The organism is Janthinobacterium sp. GW821-FHT03C08 (genome assembly GCF_059420905.1).
Genome location: NZ_JBWKUP010000009.1, coordinates 214,119 through 235,800 on the forward strand (window position 1 = coordinate 214,119; position 21,682 = coordinate 235,800).

Sequence of the window (21,682 nt, forward strand, 5' to 3'; positions counted from 1 at the left end):
AATGCTACATAGTTTGCCCCCATCCCAGCGCCTTGTACAGGGCGATTGCATCGATGTAGGACGCCGTTTCCGCCAGCAGCGCTTCGCGCCGGATATCGTACAAGGCGCGCTGGTTTTCCAGCACCGCCTGGTAGCTGCCTGCGCCGCCCTGGTAGCGCGTCGTGGCGATGCCGAGTGCCGCGTTGCCGTGGCGCGCCGATTCCAGCAGTGACGCGAGACGCGTCTGGTTTTCAGCCAGCTGCGTGACGGCGTTTTCCACGTCTTCCTGCGCCAACAACATCGTTTGTGCATAGCGCGCCAGCGCGCCCTGCGCCTCGGCCCGCGTGCCGCGCAGGCGTGCCTTCACGCTGCCCAGGCGGAAGGCCGGATACGTGGCGCTGGGCGCCACCTCGAAGGCGCGCGCGCCGCCGTCGAACACGCCGCTGCCGCGCAGGGCGAAGAAGCCTAAAAAGCCGCCGAGACTGAGGCGCGGATACAGGTCGGCCGTGGCGGCACCCACGTCTTCGCTGGAAGCGGCCAGCAGGCGCTCGGCGCGCACCACGTCGGGCCGCTGCTTGATCAGCCGGTTCACGTCGCCGAGGGGCAGCTGGCCCGCCAGCGGCGCCTGTTGCCGCGGTGTCGTCGCCAGGGCGATGGCGCCCGGTGCTTGGCCGCTCAAGACATCGAGCCGGTACTGCGCCTGACGCAAGCCCGCCTGCAGGGGGGGAATGGCCGCCTCGCTGCGCGCCAGGTTGGCCAGCGCGTTGTGGCGCTCTTCCGGCAAGCCGCTACCGGCGCGGATGCGCGCGTCGGTCAATGCCACCGTGTCGCGCCAGCTTTGCACCTGCGCCTGCGTCAGCGCCAGGTTTTGCTGGTAGCCCAGCGCCTCGTAGTAATTGCGCGCCACCTCGGCGGCGATCGTCAGCTGCGCCTGCCGCAAGTCCGCCTGCGCGGCACCGGCGCGCGCCTGCGCCGAGCGGGAAATATGCGCGAGGCGGCCGAACAGGTCGATCTCCCATTGCGCGTCGAATCCCAAGCGCGTCTGCGCGCTGGCGGCGCGGCTATCGGGTGTGTCTTGCTGGATGCTGCGCTGCCATCCCGCCTGGCCCGTGACGGTGGGAAGTTCATCGAGGCGGCGTTCGTCGAAGACGGCGCGCGCGGCCAGCAGATTCGCCTGCGCCTGCGCGATATCAAGGTTGTGCGTCAAAGCGCTGGCGATCAGCTGCGACAGCCGTGCATCGTCGAAAAACGTCCACCAGGCGGCGTTGCTGGCCGCCGTTTGACCTGGCGCAAACTGCGCCTGCTGCGGGCTGGCCAGGGCGATGGCGGGCGTGGCCGGCGTGACGTAGGCGGGACCGACGGCGCAGCCGGCCAGCACGGGGAAAAGGCAGACGAAATAGCGGTAATTTTTCATGGGGATTCCTTCAGCGCCTGCGACAAATCGCGGGCGCGCGGCGTGGCATGGTCGGCCGTGTGGCGGCGGGCCAGAAAGGTGTACACGGTGGGCAGCACGAACAGGGTGAAGAAGGTGCCGATCAACATGCCCGAGACGATTACCACGCCCAGGCCGAAGCGGCTGTTGGCACCCGCGCCGGAAGCGAACAGCAGCGGCACCAGGCCCACCACCATGGCCGCCGTCGTCATCAGGATAGGACGCAAGCGGATCTGCGCCGCCTTGCGGATGGCGCTGATGCGGTCCAGCTGTTCATGCACCTGCAATTCGTTGGCAAATTCCACCATCAGGATGCCGTGCTTGCTGATCAAGCCGATCAGGGTCACGAGGCCGATCTGCGTGTAGATGTTGACGGTGGCGTAGCCCAGCGCCAGGGGAATCAGGGCGCCGCAAATCGATAGCGGCACCGTGATCAGGATGATCAAAGGGTCCGTCAGGCTTTCATACTGGGCGGCGAGCACCAGGTAGATGACGATGACGGCCGCGAGGAAGGCCAGCAGCAGGGCATTGCCTTCCGTGGCGAACTGGCGCGCATCGGATTGCCAGTCGTAGCTGAAGCCCGGCGGCAGGGTCTTCGCCACGCCATCGAGGAAGGCGACGGCGTCGCCCAGGGTCACGCCCGGCGCCGGCACGCCCTGGAAGGTGGCCGCATTCTGCTGGTTGAACTGCGTCAGCATGTTCGGCTCGATCTGCTCCGTCACCGACACCACGGCGGACAGGGGCAGCAGGCTGCCATCGTCGGCGCGCACGTACTGCTGCGTCAGGGCTTGCGCCGAGAGTCGCTGTTCGCGCGGGCTTTGCGCGATGACGTCATACGCGCGGCCATCCATGCCGAAGCGGTTCAGGTAATTCTCGCCCACCAGCACGGCCAGCGATTCGCCGATGTCCTGCATGCGGATGCCCAGGCTGTTTGCCTTCGAGCGGTCCACGCGCACTTTCACGACGGGGTTGTTGTAATCGAGGTCGCTGTCGACGACGGCAAACAGGCCGCTGTCGCGCGCGCGCTGCTTGACGTCTTCCATGGTGCGGAACAGGGTGGCGTAATCCTGCGCGCTGCGCAGCACCATTTGCACGGGCAAGCCGCCGCTCGATCCCGGCAAGGGCGCCAGCTGGAAGGCAAAGATGCTGGTGCCTTCCACATCGCCCACGGCGTGCTGCAATTCGGCCTGGATGACGGCCGCGTTGCGCGCGCGTTCGGCCCACGGCGTCAGGTTGATGCCGCCGATGCTCGACGCCGGACCTTCGCCGCCGTTGATGATCCAGCGCGAGGCCGTTTCGGGCACGTTTTTATAAATCTCATCGAGCTTGTACGAGAAGCGTTCCACGTAATCGAGGTTGGCATGCTGTGGCGCCTTGATCGCCGTCAAGACGCTGGCCTGGTCTTCCGCCGGCGCCAGTTCGCGCTGCGGCAGCAGGTACAAGAACGGCAGACTGACCATCACCAGTGCGGCGAAACCGGCGCTCAGCCAGCGGTGGTGCAGCGAGCGGTCCAGCAGGCGCGCATAGCGGCTGGTCAAACCTTCGAAGAAATGCTCGGCGGCGCGCGCCATGCGCCCTTCCGATTGTTTCGGCTGCAGCAGCAAGGAGCTCATCACGGGCGACAAGGTCAGGGCCACCACGCCCGACACCACCACGGCGCCGGCCAAAGTGAGCGCGAATTCCTTGAACAGCGCGCCGGTCAATCCCCCCATCATGCCGATCGGCGCATACACGGCCGCCAGGGTGATCGTCATGGCGATGACGGGGCCGGCCACCTCGCGCGCGCCGACGAGGGCGGCGGCCACGGGCGTCTTGCCTTCCTCGATATGCCGGTGTACGTTTTCCACCACGACGATGGCGTCGTCGACCACCAGGCCCACGGCCAGCACCATCGCCAGCAGGGTGAGCAGATTGATGCTGAAGCCGAAGGCCAGCATCAGCGCCGCCGCGCCCAGCATCGACAGGGGGATCGTCACGACGGGAATGAGCACGGAGCGCAGGGAACCCATGCACAGGTAGATGACGATGACGACGATCAGCAATGCTTCGAGCAGGGTGTGCGCCACTTCGTCGATGGACGACTGGATGAAGCGCGCCGTCTCGAATGCCAGCTCGACTTTCACGCCGGGCGGCAGGGTTTTCTGGATTTCAGGCAGCAGTTTCTTGATGCCGTCGACGATCACCAGCGGATTGCCGCCCGGCGTGGGCGACAGGCCCAGATACACGGCCGGCACGCCATCCATGATGCCGCTCGTTTCCGTCGCGGCCGCGCCCAGTTCCACCGTGCCCACGTCCTTCAGGCGCACGAGGGCGGCGCTGTCATCGCCGCCCTTCTTGACGACCATGTCGCGGAATTGTTCCACGCTGGTGAGGTCCGTATTGACGCTGATGTTGGCGACGACGAACTGCCCCTTCACCTTGCCCGGTGCCGCCTGGTAGTTATTGCGCCGCACGGCAGCGGCCACGTCGGCCGCCGTCAAGCCCCGCGCCGCCAGTTTGGCCGGGTCGATCCACAAACGCATGGCCAGCTGCTGGCCGCCATACACGTCGACTTTCGCCACGCCGTCGATGGTGGCGAACATGGGCTGCACCACGCGCGCCAGGTAGTCCGTCAGCGCGGGCGCCGAGACGCTTTCGCTGGCAAAGCCCACGTAGGCGACGGCCGAGGAATCGCCGGCCGAGCGCTCGATGACGGGATCAAAAGCGCCCTCCGGCAATTTATAGCGCACCTGGTTGACCTTGGCCATGACTTCCGTCAACGCCTGCGTGGAATCGCGGTTCAGTTCCATGCGCACGGTGACCGTGCTGCTGCCCTGCACCGACGACGAGGTCAGATAATCGATGCCTTCCACCGACGACACGGCTTGCGCAATCGGCTGCGTGACAAAACCCTGCATCAGTTCCGCCGAGGCGCCCGGATACGTGGTTTTCACGGTGATGGTGGACGATTCGAGCATCGGATACTGGCGTATCGGCAGTTGCAGGAGGGCGATCACGCCCAGCATCAAAATCAGGGTGCTGATCACCAGCGCCAGCACGGGGCGGCGCACGAATAAATCGGTCAATTTCATGGTGGTGGCCTTCCCTTAAGAGCCGGTCTTGGGCGCGGCGCGTTTGACTTCATCGAGGGTGTTGGCGACGGCCTGCACGGCCATGCCGTCGGCCAGTTTCAGCTGGCCCGAAGCGACCACGCGCTGGCCCTCGCGCAAGCCGTCGACAATGGCCACGCGGCCCCCTGCCCGCTCGCCCAGTTTCACGCCCACTCGCTTGACGGTGAGCGGCTGTTTTCCCTCCTGCTGCGCGACGAAGACCGTGTCGCCATAGGCGCTGTAGGTCACGGCCGTTTCCGGCACCGTCAGCTGCTGCCCGGCCTCGCGGGCCACGCGCACGTTCGCATACATGCCCGGCCGCAAGGCGCCGCGGGGATTTGTCAGCGCCGCCTGTACCTGCACCATGCGCGAACGGGCGATGAGCGGGTCGATGGCGTTGATCCTGGCCGTAAAAACGTTGCCCGGATAGGCGTCCACCAGCACTTGCACGGCCTGGCCTGGCGCCAGCTTCGCGCTGCTCTGTTCATCGAGGGCGAAGTTCACCATCAGCGACTTCGTGTCGATCAGGCTGGCCAGCGTATCGCCCGCGTTCAGGTACTGGCCAGGGTGCACCTTGCGGATGCCGAGCTGCCCCGCGAACGGGGCGCGGATGGTCTTTTGTGCGATCAGGGCCTGCGTCTGGCGCACGTCGCCCAGGGCCGCGTCGCGCGCGGCCAGGGCGCTGTCGAGCTGCTCCTGCGTGGCCGCCTTTTCCCTGACCATCTGCGCCGTGCGGGCATGGCTGCTTTCCGCGTTTTTCAGCTGCGCGCGCTGGCGCAACAACACCGCCTGCTCCTGGGCGTCATTCAGCTGTACCAACACGGCGCCGGCCGCCACGTGCTGGCCTGATTCAAACGCGATGTGCGTGATGCGCCCGCCCGTTTCGGCGGCCACCTGCACCTGGCGCGCCGCTTCCAGCTCGCCCACGCCAGCGAAGTAGCGTTCCTGCGTGCCCAGCACGACGGGCACCAGCGCCACCTTGGTGGCGGGCGTGGCGGCGGCATCGGCCGCATGGGAGTCTGCGCGTGGGTATAGCGCGGCACCGGCGACGGCCAGGGCGATGGCCAGCGCGGAAGCGCCGACGATTTTCGTATGCATGATGAAGTCCTTTACAGCAGTAAAAGGGAGAAAAGAAGAGGCGCAGCGGAGGCTGGTCAGGTCCGCTGCGCGTTGAAAAGAAGGAACAGGCCGATGCTCCACAGCAGCAGCACCAGGTGCGTCGTCTGCAAGCCTTCCTGCGCGATCCAGTAGCCGAACCACAGGCCGCCCAGGTGCATCAGCAGTAAAAAGGCGGCCATGGCGCACAGGGCCAGGTTCAGCCAGGGCAGCGCTTCCATCAGGGATGCGCCAAGGAACAGGGCCACGCCCGTCCAGGCGGCGATGGCGGCCAGCAGCTGCAGCGCCAGCACCGTGAACAAGGCCAGGCGGTGCAGCAGCAGGGACGTGAGCGCGCGGCGCAGCAGCGGCGTCTCGATGGTCGGGTCCTGGCGCAGCGGGTCCATGCGCATGGTGTTGCCGATGGCCCAGACGGCGCCGTGGAAGGCGTGCAGGTTGTTGAGGGTGGCCAGGGTCAGCCAGGTGGCCAGGCCGGTGGCGAGGATGGCGTGAAACAGCCAGATGGAGTGAGACAGTTGCATGGGAAAATCCTGTCAAAAGAGTACCTTGCCGGCATGCAGGCGTGGAAACTCCTCGACAGCGGGGAGCTACCGGCCTATTATGCAAGCAATTAGTTGGTTAACTTGCCCCATGATAGTTGAGTGAAATGAATTACACAAGTAAACGTTTGGATAATCAAGAGGCGCCGCAAACGACGGAGCGCATCCTGTATTTCATCAAGACCAAGGGACCCGTCTCCACGGCGACCCTGGCCAAGACCCTGGACATGACGGGCGAGGCGGCGCGCCAGCAAGTGCAAAAGCTGGTGGCGGCGGGCCTGATCGAAGGACGCCAGGAGGCGCAGGCGGGCGCCGGGCGGCCGCGCCAGAACTGGGTCTTGACGAAAGCGGGCAACGCGCGCTTTCCCGACACGCATGCGCAGCTGACGATCAAGCTGATCGGCTCCGTGCGCCAGCTGTTCGGCGAGGCGGGGCTGGACAAGCTAATTTCCCAGCGCGAAGAGGAAAGCCGCAGCGCGTATGCCCTGGCGTGTTCGGCGCCGGACTTGCCCACGCGCTTGCAGCAACTGGCCGCCGTACGCGATGAAGAGGGGTATATGGCCCGCGTGGAAGCGGATGGCGACGACTGGCTGCTGATCGAAGATCACTGCCCCATCTGCGCCGCCGCGCGCACCTGCCAGGGCTTTTGCCGCTCGGAATTGCAGCTGTTCCAGGAAGTGGTGGGGCCAAGCGCCAGCATCGTGCGCGAACAGCACGTGCTGGCCAATGCGATGCGCTGTGTGTATCGAATCAGGGCGCTGCCTTAAGGCTTGGGAAACAGGGGCCGGGCGGCCAGCGCCACCAGCCCCGCCAGCCACCATACGACGGCCCAGCTGCTGGCCGCCAGCACGTGCGGGATGGCGATGGGCGTGAGGAACAGGCCCACGTAGACGGCCGTGTTCGCCATGCCCAGGGCCGTGCCCGCATTGGCGCCGCCCGCTTCCGTCGCCAGCTCCGTGTAGGCCACGCCATGCCAGGCGGACACGGCGATGCCGGCGATGATGACGGCGCCCATCAGCAGCCAGCCAGGCGCCTCCAGCCAGGCGATACATCCCAGCAAAATGAATGACGCCAGCGCCACCAGGGCCGAGCCGCGCAAATAGGCGGGCCGGTTGCCGTGGCGGTCCGTGTGGCGTCCGCTCCAGAGGCGCATCACCATGGCGCCCGCCTGCAGGGCCACCATCACGGCCGTGATGGCAGCCAGGCCCAGGTGGCCATGGTCGTGCAGGAAGACGGTGGCGTAGCTGAGCACGGCAAACTGCGGCACGCACAGCAAGCCGATGGCCGCCACCATGCGCCAGACTTTGTGATTTTTGAGTGGACCTTGCAGCGGCGGTGGCGGCTTGACCCCAGACAGCCCCGTGGACGCGTTATGCGGCCCCGTGGCGGCCTCGGCAGAGAAATCGGGCTCATGCATCCAGCGCCACGTAAAAAACGCCGACAGCGCGCATACGAGGGCCAGGACGCCAAACACGGGGACAAAGCCGTAGCGCGATGCCAGGCTGGGCAGGATGAGGGCGCCGAGGCCGCCACCGAGGGGCACGGCTGTCTGGCGGATGCTCATGGCGAACCCCCGTTCGCCGGCGCCGAACCAGCGCATCACGGCGCGCCCGCTGGCGCCGTTCACGCTGCCGCCCAGCACGCCGACTGCCGCCAGTCCCGCCGCCAGCGCCCACAGGGGCGGCACGGACCCGTCAGCGGGCGTAATCCACAGCAGCAGCGCCAGCAAGGCCAGCATGGTGCCCAGCAAGCCGGTCAGCAGCACGGGGCGGTCGCCCCAGCGGTCCGTGGCCATGCCCCATGGCAATTCGGTCAGGGCCACGCCCAAGCCCATGGCGCCCAGCGCCACCCCCAGTTCTGTATTGCTCAGGTGATAGCCGCTGCGCAGCCAGATGGCCGTGGTGGGCATGCCGTTGGCGGCGGCGGAAAAAGTGGCGTTGGCCGCCACGCCGACGGCCAGCACCTTCCAGCGGTGCGAGGCGCCCAGCGCGGGCGGGGAAACGGTGGCGGCGGCGGTGCAGGCAGTGTGCATGACAAGGAGGGGAAAGTGGTTGACCCTGACAGTGTTGCGCAGTACGATCGTTCTGAATATCAGATAATTTGATATGAACCATCCCATAAAACCGGACGATCCAGGCGACGCCATGAGCCCACTCAATTTCGACATGTCCTTCCTGCGCAGCTATGTGGCCGGTATCGAGCTGGGCAGCTTTGCCCGCGCGGCCGGCAAGGTGGGCCGTTCCACCTCGGCCGTCAGCGCGCAGCTGAAAAAACTCGAGGAGCAGGCGGGCGTGCCCCTGTTCCGCAAGGATGGCCGGGGGCTGGCGCTGACGCCGACGGGCGAGGTCTTGCTCGGCTATGCGCGCCGCCTGCTGGAGCTCAACGACGAGGCGGCCGTCGCCTTGCGTGGCGCGGAACTGGAAGGCTGGATCAGGCTGGGCCTGCAGGAGGATTTTGGCGAAGCCTTGCTGCCCGACGTGCTGGGGCGTTTTGCGCGCGCGCATCCGAAGGTGCGCATCGAGGCGCACGTGGCGCGCAACACGGCCCTGATGGAAGGGCTGGCCATGGGGCAGCTGGACCTGGCCCTGCTGTGGGGCGGCGCCTGCATCGCCGACGTGGCCGAATATCCGCCGCAGCGGCGCCAGCATATTGCCGAACCGTCCATGCGCTGGATCGCCTCGTCCAGCCTGGCCTGGCGGCCCGAGTCGGGCGAGCCTTTGCCCTTGATTACGTTCGACCGCGAATGCCTGTTCCAGCGCTGCGCCACGCAGGCGCTCGACGGGGCTGGCATCGCCTGGCGCACGGCGTTTACCAGTCCCAGCCTGGCGGGACTGTGGGCGGCGGCCGCCGCCGGGCTGGGCGTGACGGTGCGTACTAGCCTGGGCTTGCCCTCGACCGTGTGCGCGCTCGATCACGTGGAGGCGGGCTTGCCCGCCCTGCCCCCGCTGTCGCTGGAATTGCTGCGCGCTTCAACGGTCTCCAGGCCGCCCGTCGAGCGCCTGGCCAGCCTGATCATCGAGTCGCTGCAACAGGATGCTGCTTAAAACGCCTGCGCCGTGGGGCGCAGCACGATCTCATTGATATCGACGTCGGCCGGCTGCTCGATCGCATACGCGATGGCGCGCGCCACTGACGCGGCGGGAATGGCGATCTGGTAGAACTCCTTGACGGCCTTGGCGCTCTCGGCGTGGCTGCTGCCCTGGCTCAATTCCGTGTCGACGGCGCCCGGTGCAATGACGGTGGTGCGGATGGTGCCGCCGCTGGCCGCCAGCTCGTGGCGCAAGCCTTCCGAAATGGCGCTGACGGCAAACTTGGTGCCGCTGTAGACGGTGCCGCCCGGGCTGAAGACCTTCAGCCCCGCCACCGACGAGATATTGATGAAGTGGCCGCTGTTCTGCGCCTGGAAATGCGGCAGGACGGCGGCGATGCCGTTGAGCACGCCTTTGATATTGATATCGATCATGTTGTTCCATTCATCGACCTTCAAGGCGCTCATCGGCGCGATGGCCATCAGCCCCGCATTGTTGATCATCACATCGACCTTGCCGAACACGGCCAGCGCCGTGTCGATCAGATTCTTGACGTCGGCCGGTACTGTGACGTCGGTCTGGGCAATGGCGGCCTGGCCGCCGGCGGCCGTGATGTCCTCGGCGATGGTATTGAGCAAATCCATACGGCGCGCACCGAGCACGACGCAGGCGCCCAATGCAGCCAGGTGGCGCGCGGTGGCTTCGCCCAGGCCGCTGCTGGCACCGGTGATGACGACGACTTTCCCTGCAATAGCTTGACTCATGATGGGTTCCCTGTGAAGGCAGCAGAGTGCTGCGGATGACATCGATCAATGCCGGCACAGCTTAGCGCATTTGCGTGCCTTTTTGCTATAAAAAAGATAATTACTAAATGGTAATTGTTAGGCACGAGCAATCAGCACCTGCACGGGTGTCATGGGAAAATCGCTGGCGCCATACTGCTCCACCTGCCGCCAGCCCGTGTCGCGCAGCAGCTGCGCCAGCTCTCCCTGCCGCGTCACCGTGCGGCCCAGCATGCGCATCGGCAAATAGTAGGGCAGCACGCGCGCCGCATCGCCGGGGGCCGGGGCGATTTCCGCCTGCACGCAGACGAAGACGCCGCCGGGTTTCAGGGCCGCGCGGATCTTGCGCAAGGCCGCCGCCATGTCGGGCACGAAGTGCAGCACGGACGAGCACCAGACGAGGTCGTAATCGCCGCCGATGTCGTCGCTGTCCAGGTCGCCGCCCAAGGTCTCCAGGCGGTCGGACAGTTGCGCATGGGCGATGTTGGCGGCCGCCACGGCGACCGTTTCCGGCCAGTCGAAGACGGTGCCGCGCAAGCCTACGTGGGCTTGCGCCAGCGCAATGGCAACCCAGCCCGGACCGCCGCCCAGGTCGAGCAGGCGCAGCGGCGTGCGGCCGTCTGCGAACGGCGCGATGCGCTGCATCACGGACAGGGCCGCGCGTATGGTGACGGCGCGCTGCTCCTGGCCGATCTGTCGCTGCGCGGCGGCGGCCCAGTTGACCCCGCTCGCCGTACTGTAGGGCGCTACTTTTTCACCGTCGCGCACCAGGGTGTTCAGCTGCGTGGCGAAATGGCGCAGCGCGTGCAGCCGGTACAGCCAGGCGTCGCCGCAAAAGGCAAGGGAGTCGCGGCAGAAATACTGCACGGTGGCGGCCGTGCAGCGGTAGCGTTGATCGCTGGCCTCCGCATCGGCATCGGCCCCGTCGCGCTCCAGCACCTGCATGCTCCAGAGTAACTCCAGCAGCAGGGCCGTGTGCGGCGCATGCAGCGACAGGACGTCCGCCAGTTGCGCCGCCGTGTGCGGTGCGGCGAGCGCGTCGAAAATGCCCAGTTCCAGGGCGGCGGCCAGCCCATCGGCCTGGACGGGCGCGATGGCCAGGTCCCAGTACGGCTGCAGGGCGTGTTGCGTATCGAACGACATGATCTTCCTTTCGGCGAAGTGGGCATCAGCGTCATTTTATGCAACAATGAGAATAATTATCATTTAGATTTGTATGCGGGGCGGCGCATTTCGTATGCGCGGCGACGCGCGCAAGACGAGGAGGAGCGATGGCGCAACAGGACAGGCAAGCGGCAGGCTGGATGCGGCGCCCGCTGGACCCCGCGATGGACGATTGCCGCGCCGATCAGCGGCAGGTCGACGAGGGCGTGCTGCTCGTGCATTCCGACTACCGGCCCCGGCATGCGCTCGTCGAGCAGTCGAACCATGACGATGCGGGCGGCATGGTGATCACCATCGGCCTGGACGGCGCGTCCGGCTACACCACGCGCGATGGCGGGCAGCTGCGTTTCCAGGGGGGCCATACGACGGTGACGGTGTTTCGCCACACGAGCGGCGAGCGCCGCTTCGAGGCGCATCAGCGGGCGGCGCAATTGCGCGTGCTGGTCGACGAGCAGGCGCTGGCGCGCTACTGTCCGCAGGGCCTGGCATCGCTGCTGCCCCAGGGCGGCGCGCGTCAGCTGGCGCATGCGGCCACCACGGCAGCTGTCGCCCAGCACGCGCGCGCCCTGCTGCGCGCGGCGGACCCGCTGGCCGTGCATATCGGCGTGCTCAGTATCCTGGCGGAACAGCTGCGGGGCTTGCAGCCGCCGCCGCTTGCCATGCCGCGCTGGTCCGAGGCCGACATCATCAAACTGGAGCAGGTCCATGCGCTGATGCAGGAGCAGATGGCGCAGGCACTCACGCTCGATTACCTGTGCGCGCAAGCGGGCCTGAGCTTGTTCAAACTCAAGCAGGGGTGGCGCTACCGCTACAACGACAGCCCCCAGCGCACCCTGCTGGCGCTGCGCATGCAGCGGGCAAAGTTACTGCTGGAAAATGGTTGCCAGGTGGCGCAGGCGGGCTGGCAAACGGGCTACCGCCATCCGCCCAATTTCAGCGCCGCTTTTACGCGCTATTTTGGCTACACGCCGAAGACGGTGGCGCGTGCGGGAGCCTGAAAAGGCGGTGTAGAATCGGCGGGCAGCATCCCCGCCCCTACCTACCAGGAGACATGATGGCCCGCAAAATCTTCGTCAATCTGCCCGTCCAGTCGCTCGAGCGTTCCGTGGCGTTTTTCACGGCGCTGGGTTTCAGTTTCAATGCCCATTTCACGGATGAAACGGCGACCTGCATGATCGTTGCCGACGACATCTTCGTCATGCTGTTGACGCACGACAAATTCCAGCAATTCACGCCCAAGCAATTGTGCGATACCAAGGTGGCGACGGAGGTGCTCGTGTGCCTGTCGGCAGAGAGCCGCGGCGAAGTCGATGCGCTGGTGGCCAAGGCCGTCCAGGCGGGCGGCAGCATCTACAAGGAGCCGATGGATTACGGCTTCATGTATGGCCACAGTTTCCAGGACCCGGATGGACATCAGTGGGAATTGATGTACATGGAAGCGGATTCAATACCGCAATAGTTGCGGTATTGAATCCGGTACAGCGCGTTTAGCTGGCCAGCGCCAGCAGATCGACCACGTCCAGCCCGGCCAGGTCTTGCGTCGTGTTGCCCGCAAACGCGGCGCGGCTCGGCTGGCCGTTTTTCAGCCAGGTGCGCGTGACGTCCTTGATCTGGCTCAAGGTGCAAGTCAGCACGCCGGTGCGGAACTGCTGGCGCACGGCTTCCGTCGTGCCCCGCTGCTGCATGTTCCACGCCGTCAGCGCTTCCGCGTACGGCGAGTGCGGTTTGTCGAGGCCCTTGATGACGCAGATGATCGCCTCTTCCACCTGCTCCTGCGAGAAGTCGCCATCGAGGATCTGGTCCAGCGTCGTGCCGAAGTCGGCAAAGGTGCCGGCCAGGCGCGGATCGCGGTAGGAACTCAAGGTGAACGTGCCGGCGCCGGCTGCATAGCTGGCGCTGCCGCCATACGCGCCGCCCTTTTCGCGCAGGGCCGTATGCAGCACCTGGTTGGTCATCAGTTCGGCGGCCACGGCCAGGGCCGAGGCGTCCGGATTGTGCACGCCGGGCACGGCCCAGGAAACGAAGCAATGGTTGATCTGGCTCGTCGCATGCAGGGCCGTATTGGCCAGCGGCAAGGCTGGCGGCGCTATAGACTCAACCGCTGCGGCGGCCTGCGTGCCGGCCGCCGGCAAGTCCAGCAAGCGGGCCAGGGTGATGCCATCCTGCTCCAGGCCCGCGCACAGCACGGTTGGGGGCTGGGCGATGATGTGCGCGTGCAGGGTGTCGAGTTCCCGGGCGATTTCCTGCAAGCCCTCGGACGTCTTGCTCAGCTGCTGCAAACGGCGGTAGAACGGCAGCGCTGCCGGGCCGCCGACGATGTCGTCGAAGCGGCGCGTGGGCGACAGCGGCGCCGTCGAGGCCAGCATGGCGTAGCGGTTGCCCGACTCTGCCAGGCTGCTTAATTTGTCCTGCACCAGGCTTTCGATCAGGAAAGCCAGGCGCTCTTCTTCGTCGAAGCGGGGCTTGGCGATCCAGGCCGACAGCACGGCGGCGATGGCCGCGTGTTCCTCGCGCAAGCCGCTGGCCGAGAAAGACAATTCCACGCGCATCGCTTGTTGCGGGCGGGGAATGGCTTCCAGGCCGATGTGGAACGACGGCACCATGCTCTGGCGCCAGGCGCTGGCATCGTCGAAGGACATGTCGCCCACGCCCAGTTCCGGCGCCAGGTCCGTGTACAGGCGCAGCCATGGCCACGCCGCTTCCGGCAGGTCCGACACGTCGTACAGCACGTTGGCGTAGCTGATGCCGTTCGAGGCGATACTGAACGCCACGGCGCCATCGACGGCGGGCGGAATCGGCAGGGCCGGGCGCGGCAGCGCGCTGACGTCGCCCGGGCGGATGCGCGGCAAGACTTCCGAATTCGACGGCAGTTGCTGGTGCGCTTCCAGCGCGGCGGACTCGGCGATGATGTGCTCGCGTTCGGCGTCCGTCAGGCTCGCCTGCAGGGCGGCCAGCTTGGTATCTTCCTGCGCGGCGCGGTCCGTGAAGAAGGCGGCATCGGGCACCACGCGCGTCGTCAAGCGGGTCGGGTTGGCGATCAGCTCGCGCACCAGCTGCTTGAAGAATGCCGGGTCTTCGATTTGCTGTTCCAGGGTTTCCAAAATCGCCGCATTGTCGAAGGCATCCATGACGTTGCCGTCATACATGGCCAGCGGCAAGGCGTGCAGCAGACGGCCCAGGCCATACGGCATGCGGCCGCTGCTGATTTCGCGCTGGCTGTACTTGATGTCGCGCAAGGCGGCGTGCAGCACGGCGGCGGGGATGCCCTCTTGCGCCGTTTCTTCCAGCGCCGTCCAGATGCGCTGGTGTGCGTCGGCGATCTGTTCCTGCGTCAAGCCTTCCATGCCGATGTGGAACACCATCTGGCGGATGCCCGCGTCGCGGCCATTCATGTCCGACGGGCGGCCATAGCCGGCCGATTCCATGGCGCGCATGACGGGCGCCGACGATTCGCCCAGCAAGCCGTGCGACAGCAGGTGTGCGTGGTAGTAGGCGACGGGGTCGCTCGACTCGCCCATCAGCCAGGCGAATTGCAGGCCGAATTCATCGTCGCGCGCTTCCTGCGACGGAATGTTCACGGTGTTTTCCTGCGGCGCCGTCCACGCGGGCGCCAGCTGCGGCAGCCGGCGCGGGCTGAAGCCGCTGAGCTTGGACAGCACGCGTTCCGCGACTTGTTCCTGCACGGCCGACGCTTCGATGTTGCCGGAAGTCATGATGACGGCTTGCGACGGATGGTAGTGGCTGGCGTGGAATTCCTTCAGCATGGCGTGCGTCAGTTCCGGGATCACGAGGGGATCGCCGCCCGACTCCACTTCGTACGTCGTGCCTTTGAGCAAGGTGCTGGCGATGCCGCTGTCGAGTGCGCGCATGGGGCTGTTGAAGGCGCCCTTCATTTCATTGAAGACGATGCCCTGGTACACGAGTTTGTCGCCTTCGAAGGCGTGGCGCCAGCCTTCCTGGCGGAAGTTCAGGTAATCGAGATTCGGGAAGAAGGCCGCGTCCAGGTACACGTCGAGCAGGTTGAAGAAATCCTTGCGGTCCGTGCTGGCGAACGGGTACACGGTGCGGTCCGGATAGGTCATCGCATTCATGAAGGTGGCCGTCGAGCGGCGCAGCATCGAGAAGAACGGGTCGCGCACCGGATAGCGTGCCGAGCCGCACAGGGCCAGGTGCTCGAGGATGTGCGCGCGGCCGTCGCTCACTTCGGGCACAGTGGGAAAGGCCACCAGGAACACCATTTCAGCCTGTTCGGTATGCATGTGGATATGGCGCATGCCTGTTGCCGGGTCGACGTATTGCTCGATGGTCGCCTGCAAGACTGGAATGAAGTTGCTGCTGACTTTTTCAAATGTGCTCATGCGGTATGGGATCTCTGCGGTAGGTGATTCGGAAATGCAAAATGCGGGTGGACGTGCATCACATCTGGGGACAAAGCGGCGTATTGCCAGAGCTGGCTGCCAGGCGGCTGGTCCAGGCAGTGCCACTTTGATGCCTGTGTAACATTTTCCCTATTGTACTAGGAGTGTTGTCGCGCCGCCGCCGGGGGCTGATTGGCTGCGGCCTGGCGGCTGGAAAAGCAACAACTGGCAGAAATATTGTAAGATCGGCCACTCTGCGGCAGGCGGCGACCCCGTCTGCAGGCTTAGCGTACCATGCGCCTTTTCCCCTTGCCGACTGCACCGAAGGCCGTACCTTGTCCAGACTTTCCTTTCGCCAATTGTTATTCGCCGCCTTCATCCTGACGGCAGGCATCTTGACGGCCACGTCCGTGCAAGCCCTGCTGACCCTGGAACACCTGGCGCGGCTGGGACGCGAGACGGCGGCGCAGGCGATCACCCTGACGGAACAGTCGCAGCGCCTGTCCGAACGCACCCTGGCCATGGAGCGCAGCGCGCGCCAGTTCCTCGTGCTGGACGACCCCGTCTTCCGCGAACGCTACGCGGCCGCCCGCGCGGAAGCGCAGGCGGCGCTGCAAATGCTGAACCGCGCCACGCCCCATTTCGCGCCCCAGCTGGCCGACGAGTGGACGGCGCAGGCGCAATCCGCGTGGGAAGTCTTGCAGGCCGGCAAGCGCCGCAAGCGCGATGGCCACGCCGTCGTGTACCGGGCGTTTGCCCGCATGACGCAGATCAATGACACCCTGGCGCGCGAGAGCAAGACGGAAATCGGCAGCCGCAACGATGCCCTGCTGGTGGAGCTGGAACGCCAGCGCCGCCTGCTCAGCGCGCTGGTCATCGGCGCCGTGCTGCTGGCGGCCGTGCTGGCCACCTGCTTCGGCTTCTTGCTGTCGCGGCCGCTGCGCCGCATCGAGACGGCCATCGGGCGCCTCGGCGACAAGCGCTACGACCAGCCCATCGTCGTCGGCGGCCCGGCCGACACGCGCCGTTTGGGCCAGCAACTGGACTGGCTGCGCCAGCGCCTGGCGGACCTGGACGCGGACAAGGAACGTTTCCTGCGCCATATCTCGCACGAACTGAAGACGCCGCTGGCGGCCCTGCGCGAAGGCGTGGCCCTGCTGGAAGACGAGGTGGCGGGCAAGCTCAGCGATGGCCAGCGCGAAATCGCCGGCATCCTGCAGCAGAATACGGCGTCCCTGCAAACCCAGATTGAAGACTTGCTGCGCTACAATACCGCCGCCTTTGATGCCCAGCATCTGGCGCACAGCAAGGTCGACCTGCTGGTTCTGCTGCACGATGTGGTGGCGGGCCAGCGTTTGCAGTGGCAGGCGCGCCGCCTGGCCGTCGAGGTGACGGGCGAGTCCCTGACCGTGCAGGCGGACCGCGACAAGCTGGCCACGGCCATGGCGAACCTGCTGTCGAACGCCGTGCGCTTCAGCCCGGAGGGCGGCACCGTGCGCTTCAGCCTGGCCTGCGAGGCGGGCCGCGCGTGCATCGATTGCATCGACGAGGGGGCCGGCGTGGCGCCCGAGGACGCCGCGCGCATTTTTGAACCGTTTTACCAGGGAGTGCGCCAGGCAAGCGGCGCGCGCAACGGCAATGGCATCGGCCTGTCCATCGTGCGCGAATACATCGCCGCCCACGATGGCAGCGTCACTCTTTTACCGCGCCAGGCCGGCGCACATTTTCGGATAGAACTGCCCTTATGATGACGAGAATTCCCGTGGCCGCCATGGCCGCCTGCGCGCTGCTCCTGGGCGGCTGCGCCAGCAAGCCCGCTACCCAGACGCCCGTGCTGGTGCAGACGCCGCCGCGCGTGGTGGTCGTCGCCGATCCCCAGCTGACCGAGCTGCTGGCCTACCAGAACGCCTTGCGCCTGATGACGCCGTCGGAACTGGTGAAAGCGCAGCTGGACCTGGCCAAGGCCGATACGGCGCCGCAGAACGTCATCCGCCGCGCCATGCTGCAGGCGGCCGTGCGCGGCCCCGGCGACCTGGCCCGCGCGCAAGCCTTGCTGGAACCGCTGGCCACGGCCACGGGCAAGGACGCGCAGCTGCTGGCGCCGCTGGCGCAATTGCTCAGCAGCCAGTACGCGGAACTGCGCCGCCAGGAAGACAGCATCGACAAGCTCAACACGCAGTTGCGCGACGCCCAGCGGCGCAACGACTTGCTCAATGAAAAGCTCGAGGCGCTGAAGAATATCGAGCGCAGCCTGTCCGTGCGTCCCGCCGCGGGAGCGCCGAAATGAGCGAACACGCCCACATCCTCCTGGTCGACGACGACCCCGACCTGCTGCGCCTGCTGACCATCCGTCTGAAGGCGGGCAATTACCGCGTCACGGCCGTGGGCAGCGCGGAAGCGGCGCTGGCGCGCCTGGCCGTGGAATTGCCATCCCTGGTCATTACCGACGTGCAATTGCCGGGCCGCGACGGCCTGGCCCTGTTCGACGAAATCCGCCGCCAGCACGCGGCCCTGCCCGTCATCCTGCTGACGGCCCACGGCACCATTCCCGACGCCGTCGAGGCCACGGCGCGCGGTGCCTTCGCCTACCTGACGAAGCCGTTCGATGGCAAGTTGCTCATGGAAAAGGTGGCGTACGCCGTCAACCTGTCCACCGTCATGCCGGCGGCCGCCTCCAGCGACGAGAGCTGGCGCGCCGAGCTGATCAGCCGCAGCGCGCAGATGGCCGAGCTGCTGGCCGAAGCGAAGCTGGTGGCGGGGTCGGATGCCAGCATCCTGATCCGCGGCCCCAGCGGCACGGGCAAGGAATTGCTGGCGCGCGCCCTGCACAACGCCGGTCGCCGCGCCAAGGCGCCGTTTATCGCCGTCAACTGCGGCGCCATTCCCGAGCAGCTGCTGGAATCGGAATTGTTCGGCCACGTGAAAGGCTCGTTTACGGGCGCCGTCGGCAACCGCGAAGGTTTATTTCAGGCGGCCGATGGCGGCACCCTGTTTTTGGATGAGATCGGCGACATGCCCCTGCCGCTGCAGGTCAAGCTGCTGCGCGTGCTGCAGGAGCGGGCCGTGCGCCCCGTGGGCGCCGACCAGACGCGCCCGGTGGACGTGCGCCTGCTGTCGGCCACGCACCGCGACCTCGACGTGGCGATGACGGAAGGCCAATTTCGCGAAGACCTGTATTACCGCCTCAACGTCGTCACCTTGACCCTGCCGCCGCTGGCCGAGCGCCGCGAAGACATCGCCTTGCTGGCCAACCATTTCCTGCAGAAACTGGCGGCCAAGTACCAGAAGCCCCTGAACGGTTTCGCCCCCGATGCCCTCACGGCCCTGGTGGCGGCGCCATGGCCCGGCAATGTGCGCCAGCTGGTCAATGTCGTCGAGCAGGTGTGCGCGCTGGCCACGGCGCCGCTGGTGCCCTTGTCGCTGGTACAGCGGGCCTTGCGCGTGCCCTCGCTGGAAGCGCTCAGCTACAACGAAGCGAAACAGCGCTTCGAGCGCGACTACCTGATCCAGCTGCTGCGCCTGACGGACGGCAACGTGGCCGACGCGGCCCGCCTGGCCGACCGCAACCGCACGGAGTTCTACCGTCTATTGCAGAAATACGAGCTGACGCCGGCCCTGTTCCGGGCCGACGGCGACCCTGTCGCTGAATAGCGACAAAAATAAAGTCTTATGAATCAACGACTTAGTTTAAAACATTGATATTGTTGCCATCCCTTGTCGCTGTCAGGCGACAAAAAGCCCGGTTTTCCGGGCCGGATCGGCGGGAAAAGCGCAGAAAAAATCCGGGATGAATATAAGTCGTTGATTTCAAATGAAAATTAAAAGCTGGCACGGTGCTTGCTGTATGGGTAGATGTGACGCTTCAAAGTGTTGCTTTAACCAAGTAAGAAGCTTTTAACTTCATTGAGAGGAACTACCATGCAAACATCGAAACTGTTCAATACCCTGGTTGCCGCTATCGTTCTGTCGGGCGCCTCGATCACCGCTTCGCATGCAGCTGACTCCGCACCAAAAGCACAAGCTCCTGCTGACACTGTCGTGGCCGCCAACGCCGCCGCTGCCGTCCCTGATGAAACCATCACTTCCTCGGCCAAGGCCGCCCTGAGCGCCGATGCGCAAGCCGCTACCCTGCCCGTCAAGGTAGCAACCCAGCAAGGCGTCGTGGTCCTGTCGGGCGACGTGCCGAGCGCCGAAGCGGGTGACCGCGTCGTGCAGATCGTCGCTTCCGTGAGCGGCGTGAAAGAAATCAAGAACGAGCTGAAAGTCAAAGCCGCCGGCTAAACGCCTCGCGCTGTACTTTACTCCGGGTTGCCCTGTCTGCGGACAGGGCATTTTTTTTGCCCATGCGCTTGTTGTTGGCAAGCCATGTTTTCAGGCAAGTAGCTGGGCAATAGGGTTAGAATAGCCAGCACTGGCGCCGATTCCGGCGCTTTTTGTCATCCATGGCGCAGTGTTGCAAGGCTGGGCCGCTACCAGGCTACCGCATGTCTTCTTTCTCTCCCGCCGCCCTGTTGCGCAATCTGAAACCCGACAAATTCACCATCGCCCTGCTCGTCACCGTGGCGCTGGCCAGCCTCCTGCCCTGCACGGGCCAGACGGCCGTAGTCTTCGGCAATATCACCACCGTTGCCATCGGCGCCCTGTTCTTCCTGCATGGGGCCAAGCTGTCGCGCGAAGCCGTGGTGGCTGGCGTCATGCACTGGCGCCTGCATTTGCTGGTGCTGGCCAGCACGTTCATTTTGTTCCCCCTGCTGGGCCTGGCCCTGCGTCCGCTGGCGCTGACTTTCCTCACGCCCGATCTGTACGTGGGCATCCTGTTCCTGTGCGCGCTGCCATCGACCGTGCAATCGTCGATCGCCCTGACGGCCATGGCGCGCGGCAACGTGCCGGCCGCCATCTGCAGCGCCTCGGCCTCGAATTTCATCGGCATTTTCCTTGCCCCCATCCTGGTGGGCTTGCTGGTGGCGAAAGGCGCGGAAAGCAAGTCGTCGGTCGACGCCGTGCTGTCCATCGTCATGCAATTGCTGCTGCCGTTTCTGGCCGGCCAGTTCCTGCGCCGCTGGATAGGCCGCTGGGTCGACCGCCACAAGGCCATGCTGAAATTCGTCGACCAGGGTTCCATTTTGCTGGTGGTCTACACGGCCTTCAGCGAAGCCGTCAGCGAAGGCCTGTGGCACACGATCTCGGTGGAAACCCTAGTGGCGCTGGGCGTGTTCAGCATCGTGCTGCTGGCGCTGGTCCTGGGCCTGATGACGTTCATCAGCCGCCGCCTGGGCTTTAGCAAGGAAGACGAGATCGCCATCGTCTTTTGCGGCTCGAAGAAAAGCCTGGCCAGCGGCGTGCCCATGGCCAAGGTCTTGTTCGCCGCGCACTCGCTGGGCATGGTGATTTTGCCGCTGATGCTGTTCCATCAGATTCAGCTGATGATCTGCGCCGTGATTGCGCAGCGTTATGCGCGGCGCGACGAGGCGCAGGAAGTGCCGGCGGCGACGTCCTGAGCGAAGGCTCAGCTCCCCATACCGCGCCTGGCGCGGTATTTTTTTGCCTGCGCGGCGCGGAAAGCCGTGGATTGGTGCCTCAGGCCATGGGCGAGGTACTGCTGGACAATCAGTTCAATATAGAAGTTATCTTTCAAGCATTTTTTTGTGTTGTAATGTATGGGGCTTGCCAGCAATGATTGAAACGTCACCATGCTGCGCGAGCGGAACAGGCGCATCCAGATGGCGGGTAATTGGCAGAGCTGATTTGTATCACTGATGCAAGCGTCGAATCAGGAACCATATGCGGAAAGTATTGACTCTTATTTCATAAAAAAACGGTGAGGAAGCATGATGTCATTTGCAAGAATAATCGCCATTTTTTCCTTGAGTGGATTGATTATTCCATTTCTTTCTCGGGTTGTATGGCATTTTCTTGATTACAGTCCATATTTCGATATGCAGCGCATTGTGTTCAAACTGCAACTGTTGCTTTGGCCGACGTCTGTAATGATGTTGGCAGCGGCTAACCCTCAGATGGAACCGGAAATTTTCTTGTTTTCGATGGCAGCCAATGTGGTTTTCTATGTCTTGCTTGGCACGCTGGTGTGGCTGGGATTGCGCAAGCATGGCGCTTTTTTCGCTATCGCAGGCATTGGATGGGGCGTGATATGGTGGAAACTGCTCTCGTTGTGAGAAGTAAAGAAACAAGTTTTT

18 protein-coding genes are annotated in these 21,682 nt (G+C 65.2%); 10 read left to right on the forward strand and 8 right to left on the reverse strand.

Translation table 11 applies throughout. The features are described from left to right. Positions 1-4 precede the first annotated feature (4 nt). From AC07VL_RS15010 to AC07VL_RS15025, 4 genes are read right to left on the reverse strand one after another with little or no spacing between them, the layout of a single operon-like run. On the reverse strand, positions 5-1,393 hold the full coding sequence (locus AC07VL_RS15010; protein ID WP_494806572.1) for an efflux transporter outer membrane subunit: 1,389 nt from the start codon (positions 1,391-1,393) through the stop codon (positions 5-7). Continuing rightward, positions 1,390-4,482, reverse strand: a complete 3,093-nt coding sequence (locus AC07VL_RS15015; protein WP_494806573.1) for a MexW/MexI family multidrug efflux RND transporter permease subunit — start codon at positions 4,480-4,482, stop codon at positions 1,390-1,392. The genes AC07VL_RS15010 and AC07VL_RS15015 overlap by 4 nt, the downstream gene beginning before the upstream one ends. A gap of 15 nt (positions 4,483-4,497) precedes the next feature. Beyond that, on the reverse strand, positions 4,498-5,598 hold the full coding sequence (locus AC07VL_RS15020) for an efflux RND transporter periplasmic adaptor subunit (RefSeq protein ID WP_494806574.1): 1,101 nt from the start codon (positions 5,596-5,598) through the stop codon (positions 4,498-4,500). A 56-nt stretch (positions 5,599-5,654) separates the two neighbouring features. Beyond that, the gene (locus AC07VL_RS15025) at positions 5,655-6,137 is read right to left on the reverse strand and encodes a DUF2165 family protein (protein ID WP_494806575.1); all 483 of its coding nucleotides are present in this window, start codon (positions 6,135-6,137) and stop codon (positions 5,655-5,657) included. Between the two features lie 125 nt (positions 6,138-6,262). Between AC07VL_RS15025 and AC07VL_RS15030 the strand changes: the two genes are divergently transcribed. Then, a complete protein-coding gene (locus tag AC07VL_RS15030) occupies positions 6,263-6,922 on the forward strand; it encodes a helix-turn-helix transcriptional regulator (protein ID WP_494806576.1) in 660 nt (219 codons plus the stop codon). Here AC07VL_RS15030 and AC07VL_RS15035 read toward each other — a convergent pair. Further along, a complete protein-coding gene (locus AC07VL_RS15035) occupies positions 6,919-8,187 on the reverse strand; it encodes an MFS transporter (protein ID WP_494806577.1) in 1,269 nt (422 codons plus the stop codon). The two genes, AC07VL_RS15030 and AC07VL_RS15035, sit on opposite strands and share 4 nt — an antisense overlap. Before the next feature lie 112 nt (positions 8,188-8,299). Here AC07VL_RS15035 and AC07VL_RS15040 point away from each other — a divergent pair, with 112 nt between their 5' ends. Beyond that, positions 8,300-9,199 carry a LysR substrate-binding domain-containing protein gene (locus AC07VL_RS15040; RefSeq protein WP_494806578.1) on the forward strand — a complete coding sequence of 300 codons (900 nt, stop codon included), beginning with the start codon at positions 8,300-8,302 and terminating at the stop codon, positions 9,197-9,199. On the opposite strand, the gene AC07VL_RS15045 is transcribed toward AC07VL_RS15040, so the two are convergent. Continuing rightward, positions 9,196-9,948 (reverse strand): SDR family oxidoreductase, encoded by a 753-nt coding sequence (locus AC07VL_RS15045; RefSeq protein WP_494806579.1) that lies wholly within the window; start codon positions 9,946-9,948, stop codon positions 9,196-9,198. The genes AC07VL_RS15040 and AC07VL_RS15045 overlap by 4 nt on opposite strands. Positions 9,949-10,065: 117 nt before the next feature. Continuing rightward, positions 10,066-11,109: a methyltransferase domain-containing protein gene (locus AC07VL_RS15050; protein WP_494806580.1), complete on the reverse strand. Its 1,044-nt coding sequence runs from the start codon at positions 11,107-11,109 to the stop codon at positions 10,066-10,068. A 128-nt stretch (positions 11,110-11,237) separates the two neighbouring features. Here AC07VL_RS15050 and AC07VL_RS15055 point away from each other — a divergent pair, with 128 nt between their 5' ends. Together AC07VL_RS15055 and AC07VL_RS15060 are read left to right on the forward strand one after the other, a co-directional pair. Beyond that, positions 11,238-12,128, forward strand: a complete 891-nt coding sequence (locus tag AC07VL_RS15055) for a helix-turn-helix transcriptional regulator (protein ID WP_494806581.1) — start codon at positions 11,238-11,240, stop codon at positions 12,126-12,128. Positions 12,129-12,184: 56 nt separating this feature from the next. After that, positions 12,185-12,589, forward strand: coding sequence for a VOC family protein (locus tag AC07VL_RS15060; protein WP_494806645.1), 405 nt, complete (start codon positions 12,185-12,187; stop codon positions 12,587-12,589). 28 nt (positions 12,590-12,617) lie between these two features. On the opposite strand, the gene AC07VL_RS15065 is transcribed toward AC07VL_RS15060, so the two are convergent. Then, positions 12,618-15,488, reverse strand: a complete 2,871-nt coding sequence (locus AC07VL_RS15065) for an insulinase family protein (protein WP_494806582.1) — start codon at positions 15,486-15,488, stop codon at positions 12,618-12,620. Between the two features lie 335 nt (positions 15,489-15,823). On the opposite strand from AC07VL_RS15065, the gene AC07VL_RS15070 reads away from it, so the two are divergent. The 6 genes from AC07VL_RS15070 to AC07VL_RS15095 all read left to right on the forward strand — a co-directional run bounded on the left by AC07VL_RS15070 (position 15,824) and on the right by AC07VL_RS15095 (position 21,661). Then, complete coding sequence (locus AC07VL_RS15070) at positions 15,824-17,236, forward strand: HAMP domain-containing sensor histidine kinase (RefSeq protein WP_494806583.1); 1,413 nt, start codon at positions 15,824-15,826, stop codon at positions 17,234-17,236. Next, positions 17,233-17,775 carry a hypothetical protein gene (locus tag AC07VL_RS15075; RefSeq protein ID WP_494806584.1) on the forward strand — a complete coding sequence of 181 codons (543 nt, stop codon included), beginning with the start codon at positions 17,233-17,235 and terminating at the stop codon, positions 17,773-17,775. The genes AC07VL_RS15070 and AC07VL_RS15075 overlap by 4 nt, the downstream gene beginning before the upstream one ends. After that, a complete protein-coding gene (locus AC07VL_RS15080) occupies positions 17,772-19,139 on the forward strand; it encodes a sigma 54-interacting transcriptional regulator (protein WP_494806585.1) in 1,368 nt (455 codons plus the stop codon). The genes AC07VL_RS15075 and AC07VL_RS15080 overlap by 4 nt, the downstream gene beginning before the upstream one ends. 267 nt (positions 19,140-19,406) lie before the next feature. After that, the gene (locus tag AC07VL_RS15085) at positions 19,407-19,769 is read left to right on the forward strand and encodes a BON domain-containing protein (RefSeq protein WP_290604888.1); all 363 of its coding nucleotides are present in this window, start codon (positions 19,407-19,409) and stop codon (positions 19,767-19,769) included. Positions 19,770-19,972: 203 nt separating this feature from the next. Then, entirely contained in the window at positions 19,973-20,986 is a 1,014-nt protein-coding gene (locus AC07VL_RS15090; RefSeq protein WP_494806586.1) for a bile acid:sodium symporter family protein, read from the forward strand. Between the two features lie 330 nt (positions 20,987-21,316). Next, the gene (locus tag AC07VL_RS15095) at positions 21,317-21,661 is read left to right on the forward strand and encodes a hypothetical protein (protein ID WP_494806587.1); all 345 of its coding nucleotides are present in this window, start codon (positions 21,317-21,319) and stop codon (positions 21,659-21,661) included. The last annotated feature ends 21 nt before the right edge of the window (positions 21,662-21,682 follow it).

Bases quoted from the DNA above. Each gene is read 5' to 3' on its own strand.
- AC07VL_RS15035 (WP_494806577.1), bottom strand. From the start codon at position 8,187: ATGCACACTGCCTGCACCGCCGCCGCCACCGTTTCCCCGCCCGCGCTG.
- AC07VL_RS15030 (WP_494806576.1), top strand. From the start codon at position 6,263: ATGAATTACACAAGTAAACGTTTGGATAATCAAGAGGCGCCGCAAACG.
- AC07VL_RS15090 (WP_494806586.1), top strand. From the start codon at position 19,973: ATGTCTTCTTTCTCTCCCGCCGCCCTGTTGCGCAATCTGAAACCCGAC.
- AC07VL_RS15015 (WP_494806573.1), bottom strand. From the start codon at position 4,482: ATGAAATTGACCGATTTATTCGTGCGCCGCCCCGTGCTGGCGCTGGTG.
- AC07VL_RS15075 (WP_494806584.1), top strand. From the start codon at position 17,233: ATGATGACGAGAATTCCCGTGGCCGCCATGGCCGCCTGCGCGCTGCTC.
- AC07VL_RS15065 (WP_494806582.1), bottom strand. From the start codon at position 15,488: ATGAGCACATTTGAAAAAGTCAGCAGCAACTTCATTCCAGTCTTGCAG.
- AC07VL_RS15095 (WP_494806587.1), top strand. From the start codon at position 21,317: ATGATGTCATTTGCAAGAATAATCGCCATTTTTTCCTTGAGTGGATTG.
- AC07VL_RS15010 (WP_494806572.1), bottom strand. From the start codon at position 1,393: ATGAAAAATTACCGCTATTTCGTCTGCCTTTTCCCCGTGCTGGCCGGC.
- AC07VL_RS15050 (WP_494806580.1), bottom strand. From the start codon at position 11,109: ATGTCGTTCGATACGCAACACGCCCTGCAGCCGTACTGGGACCTGGCC.
- AC07VL_RS15055 (WP_494806581.1), top strand. From the start codon at position 11,238: ATGGCGCAACAGGACAGGCAAGCGGCAGGCTGGATGCGGCGCCCGCTG.
- AC07VL_RS15020 (WP_494806574.1), bottom strand. From the start codon at position 5,598: ATGCATACGAAAATCGTCGGCGCTTCCGCGCTGGCCATCGCCCTGGCC.
- AC07VL_RS15085 (WP_290604888.1), top strand. From the start codon at position 19,407: ATGCAAACATCGAAACTGTTCAATACCCTGGTTGCCGCTATCGTTCTG.
- AC07VL_RS15025 (WP_494806575.1), bottom strand. From the start codon at position 6,137: ATGCAACTGTCTCACTCCATCTGGCTGTTTCACGCCATCCTCGCCACC.
- AC07VL_RS15045 (WP_494806579.1), bottom strand. From the start codon at position 9,948: ATGAGTCAAGCTATTGCAGGGAAAGTCGTCGTCATCACCGGTGCCAGC.
- AC07VL_RS15060 (WP_494806645.1), top strand. From the start codon at position 12,185: ATGGCCCGCAAAATCTTCGTCAATCTGCCCGTCCAGTCGCTCGAGCGT.
- AC07VL_RS15080 (WP_494806585.1), top strand. From the start codon at position 17,772: ATGAGCGAACACGCCCACATCCTCCTGGTCGACGACGACCCCGACCTG.
- AC07VL_RS15040 (WP_494806578.1), top strand. From the start codon at position 8,300: ATGAGCCCACTCAATTTCGACATGTCCTTCCTGCGCAGCTATGTGGCC.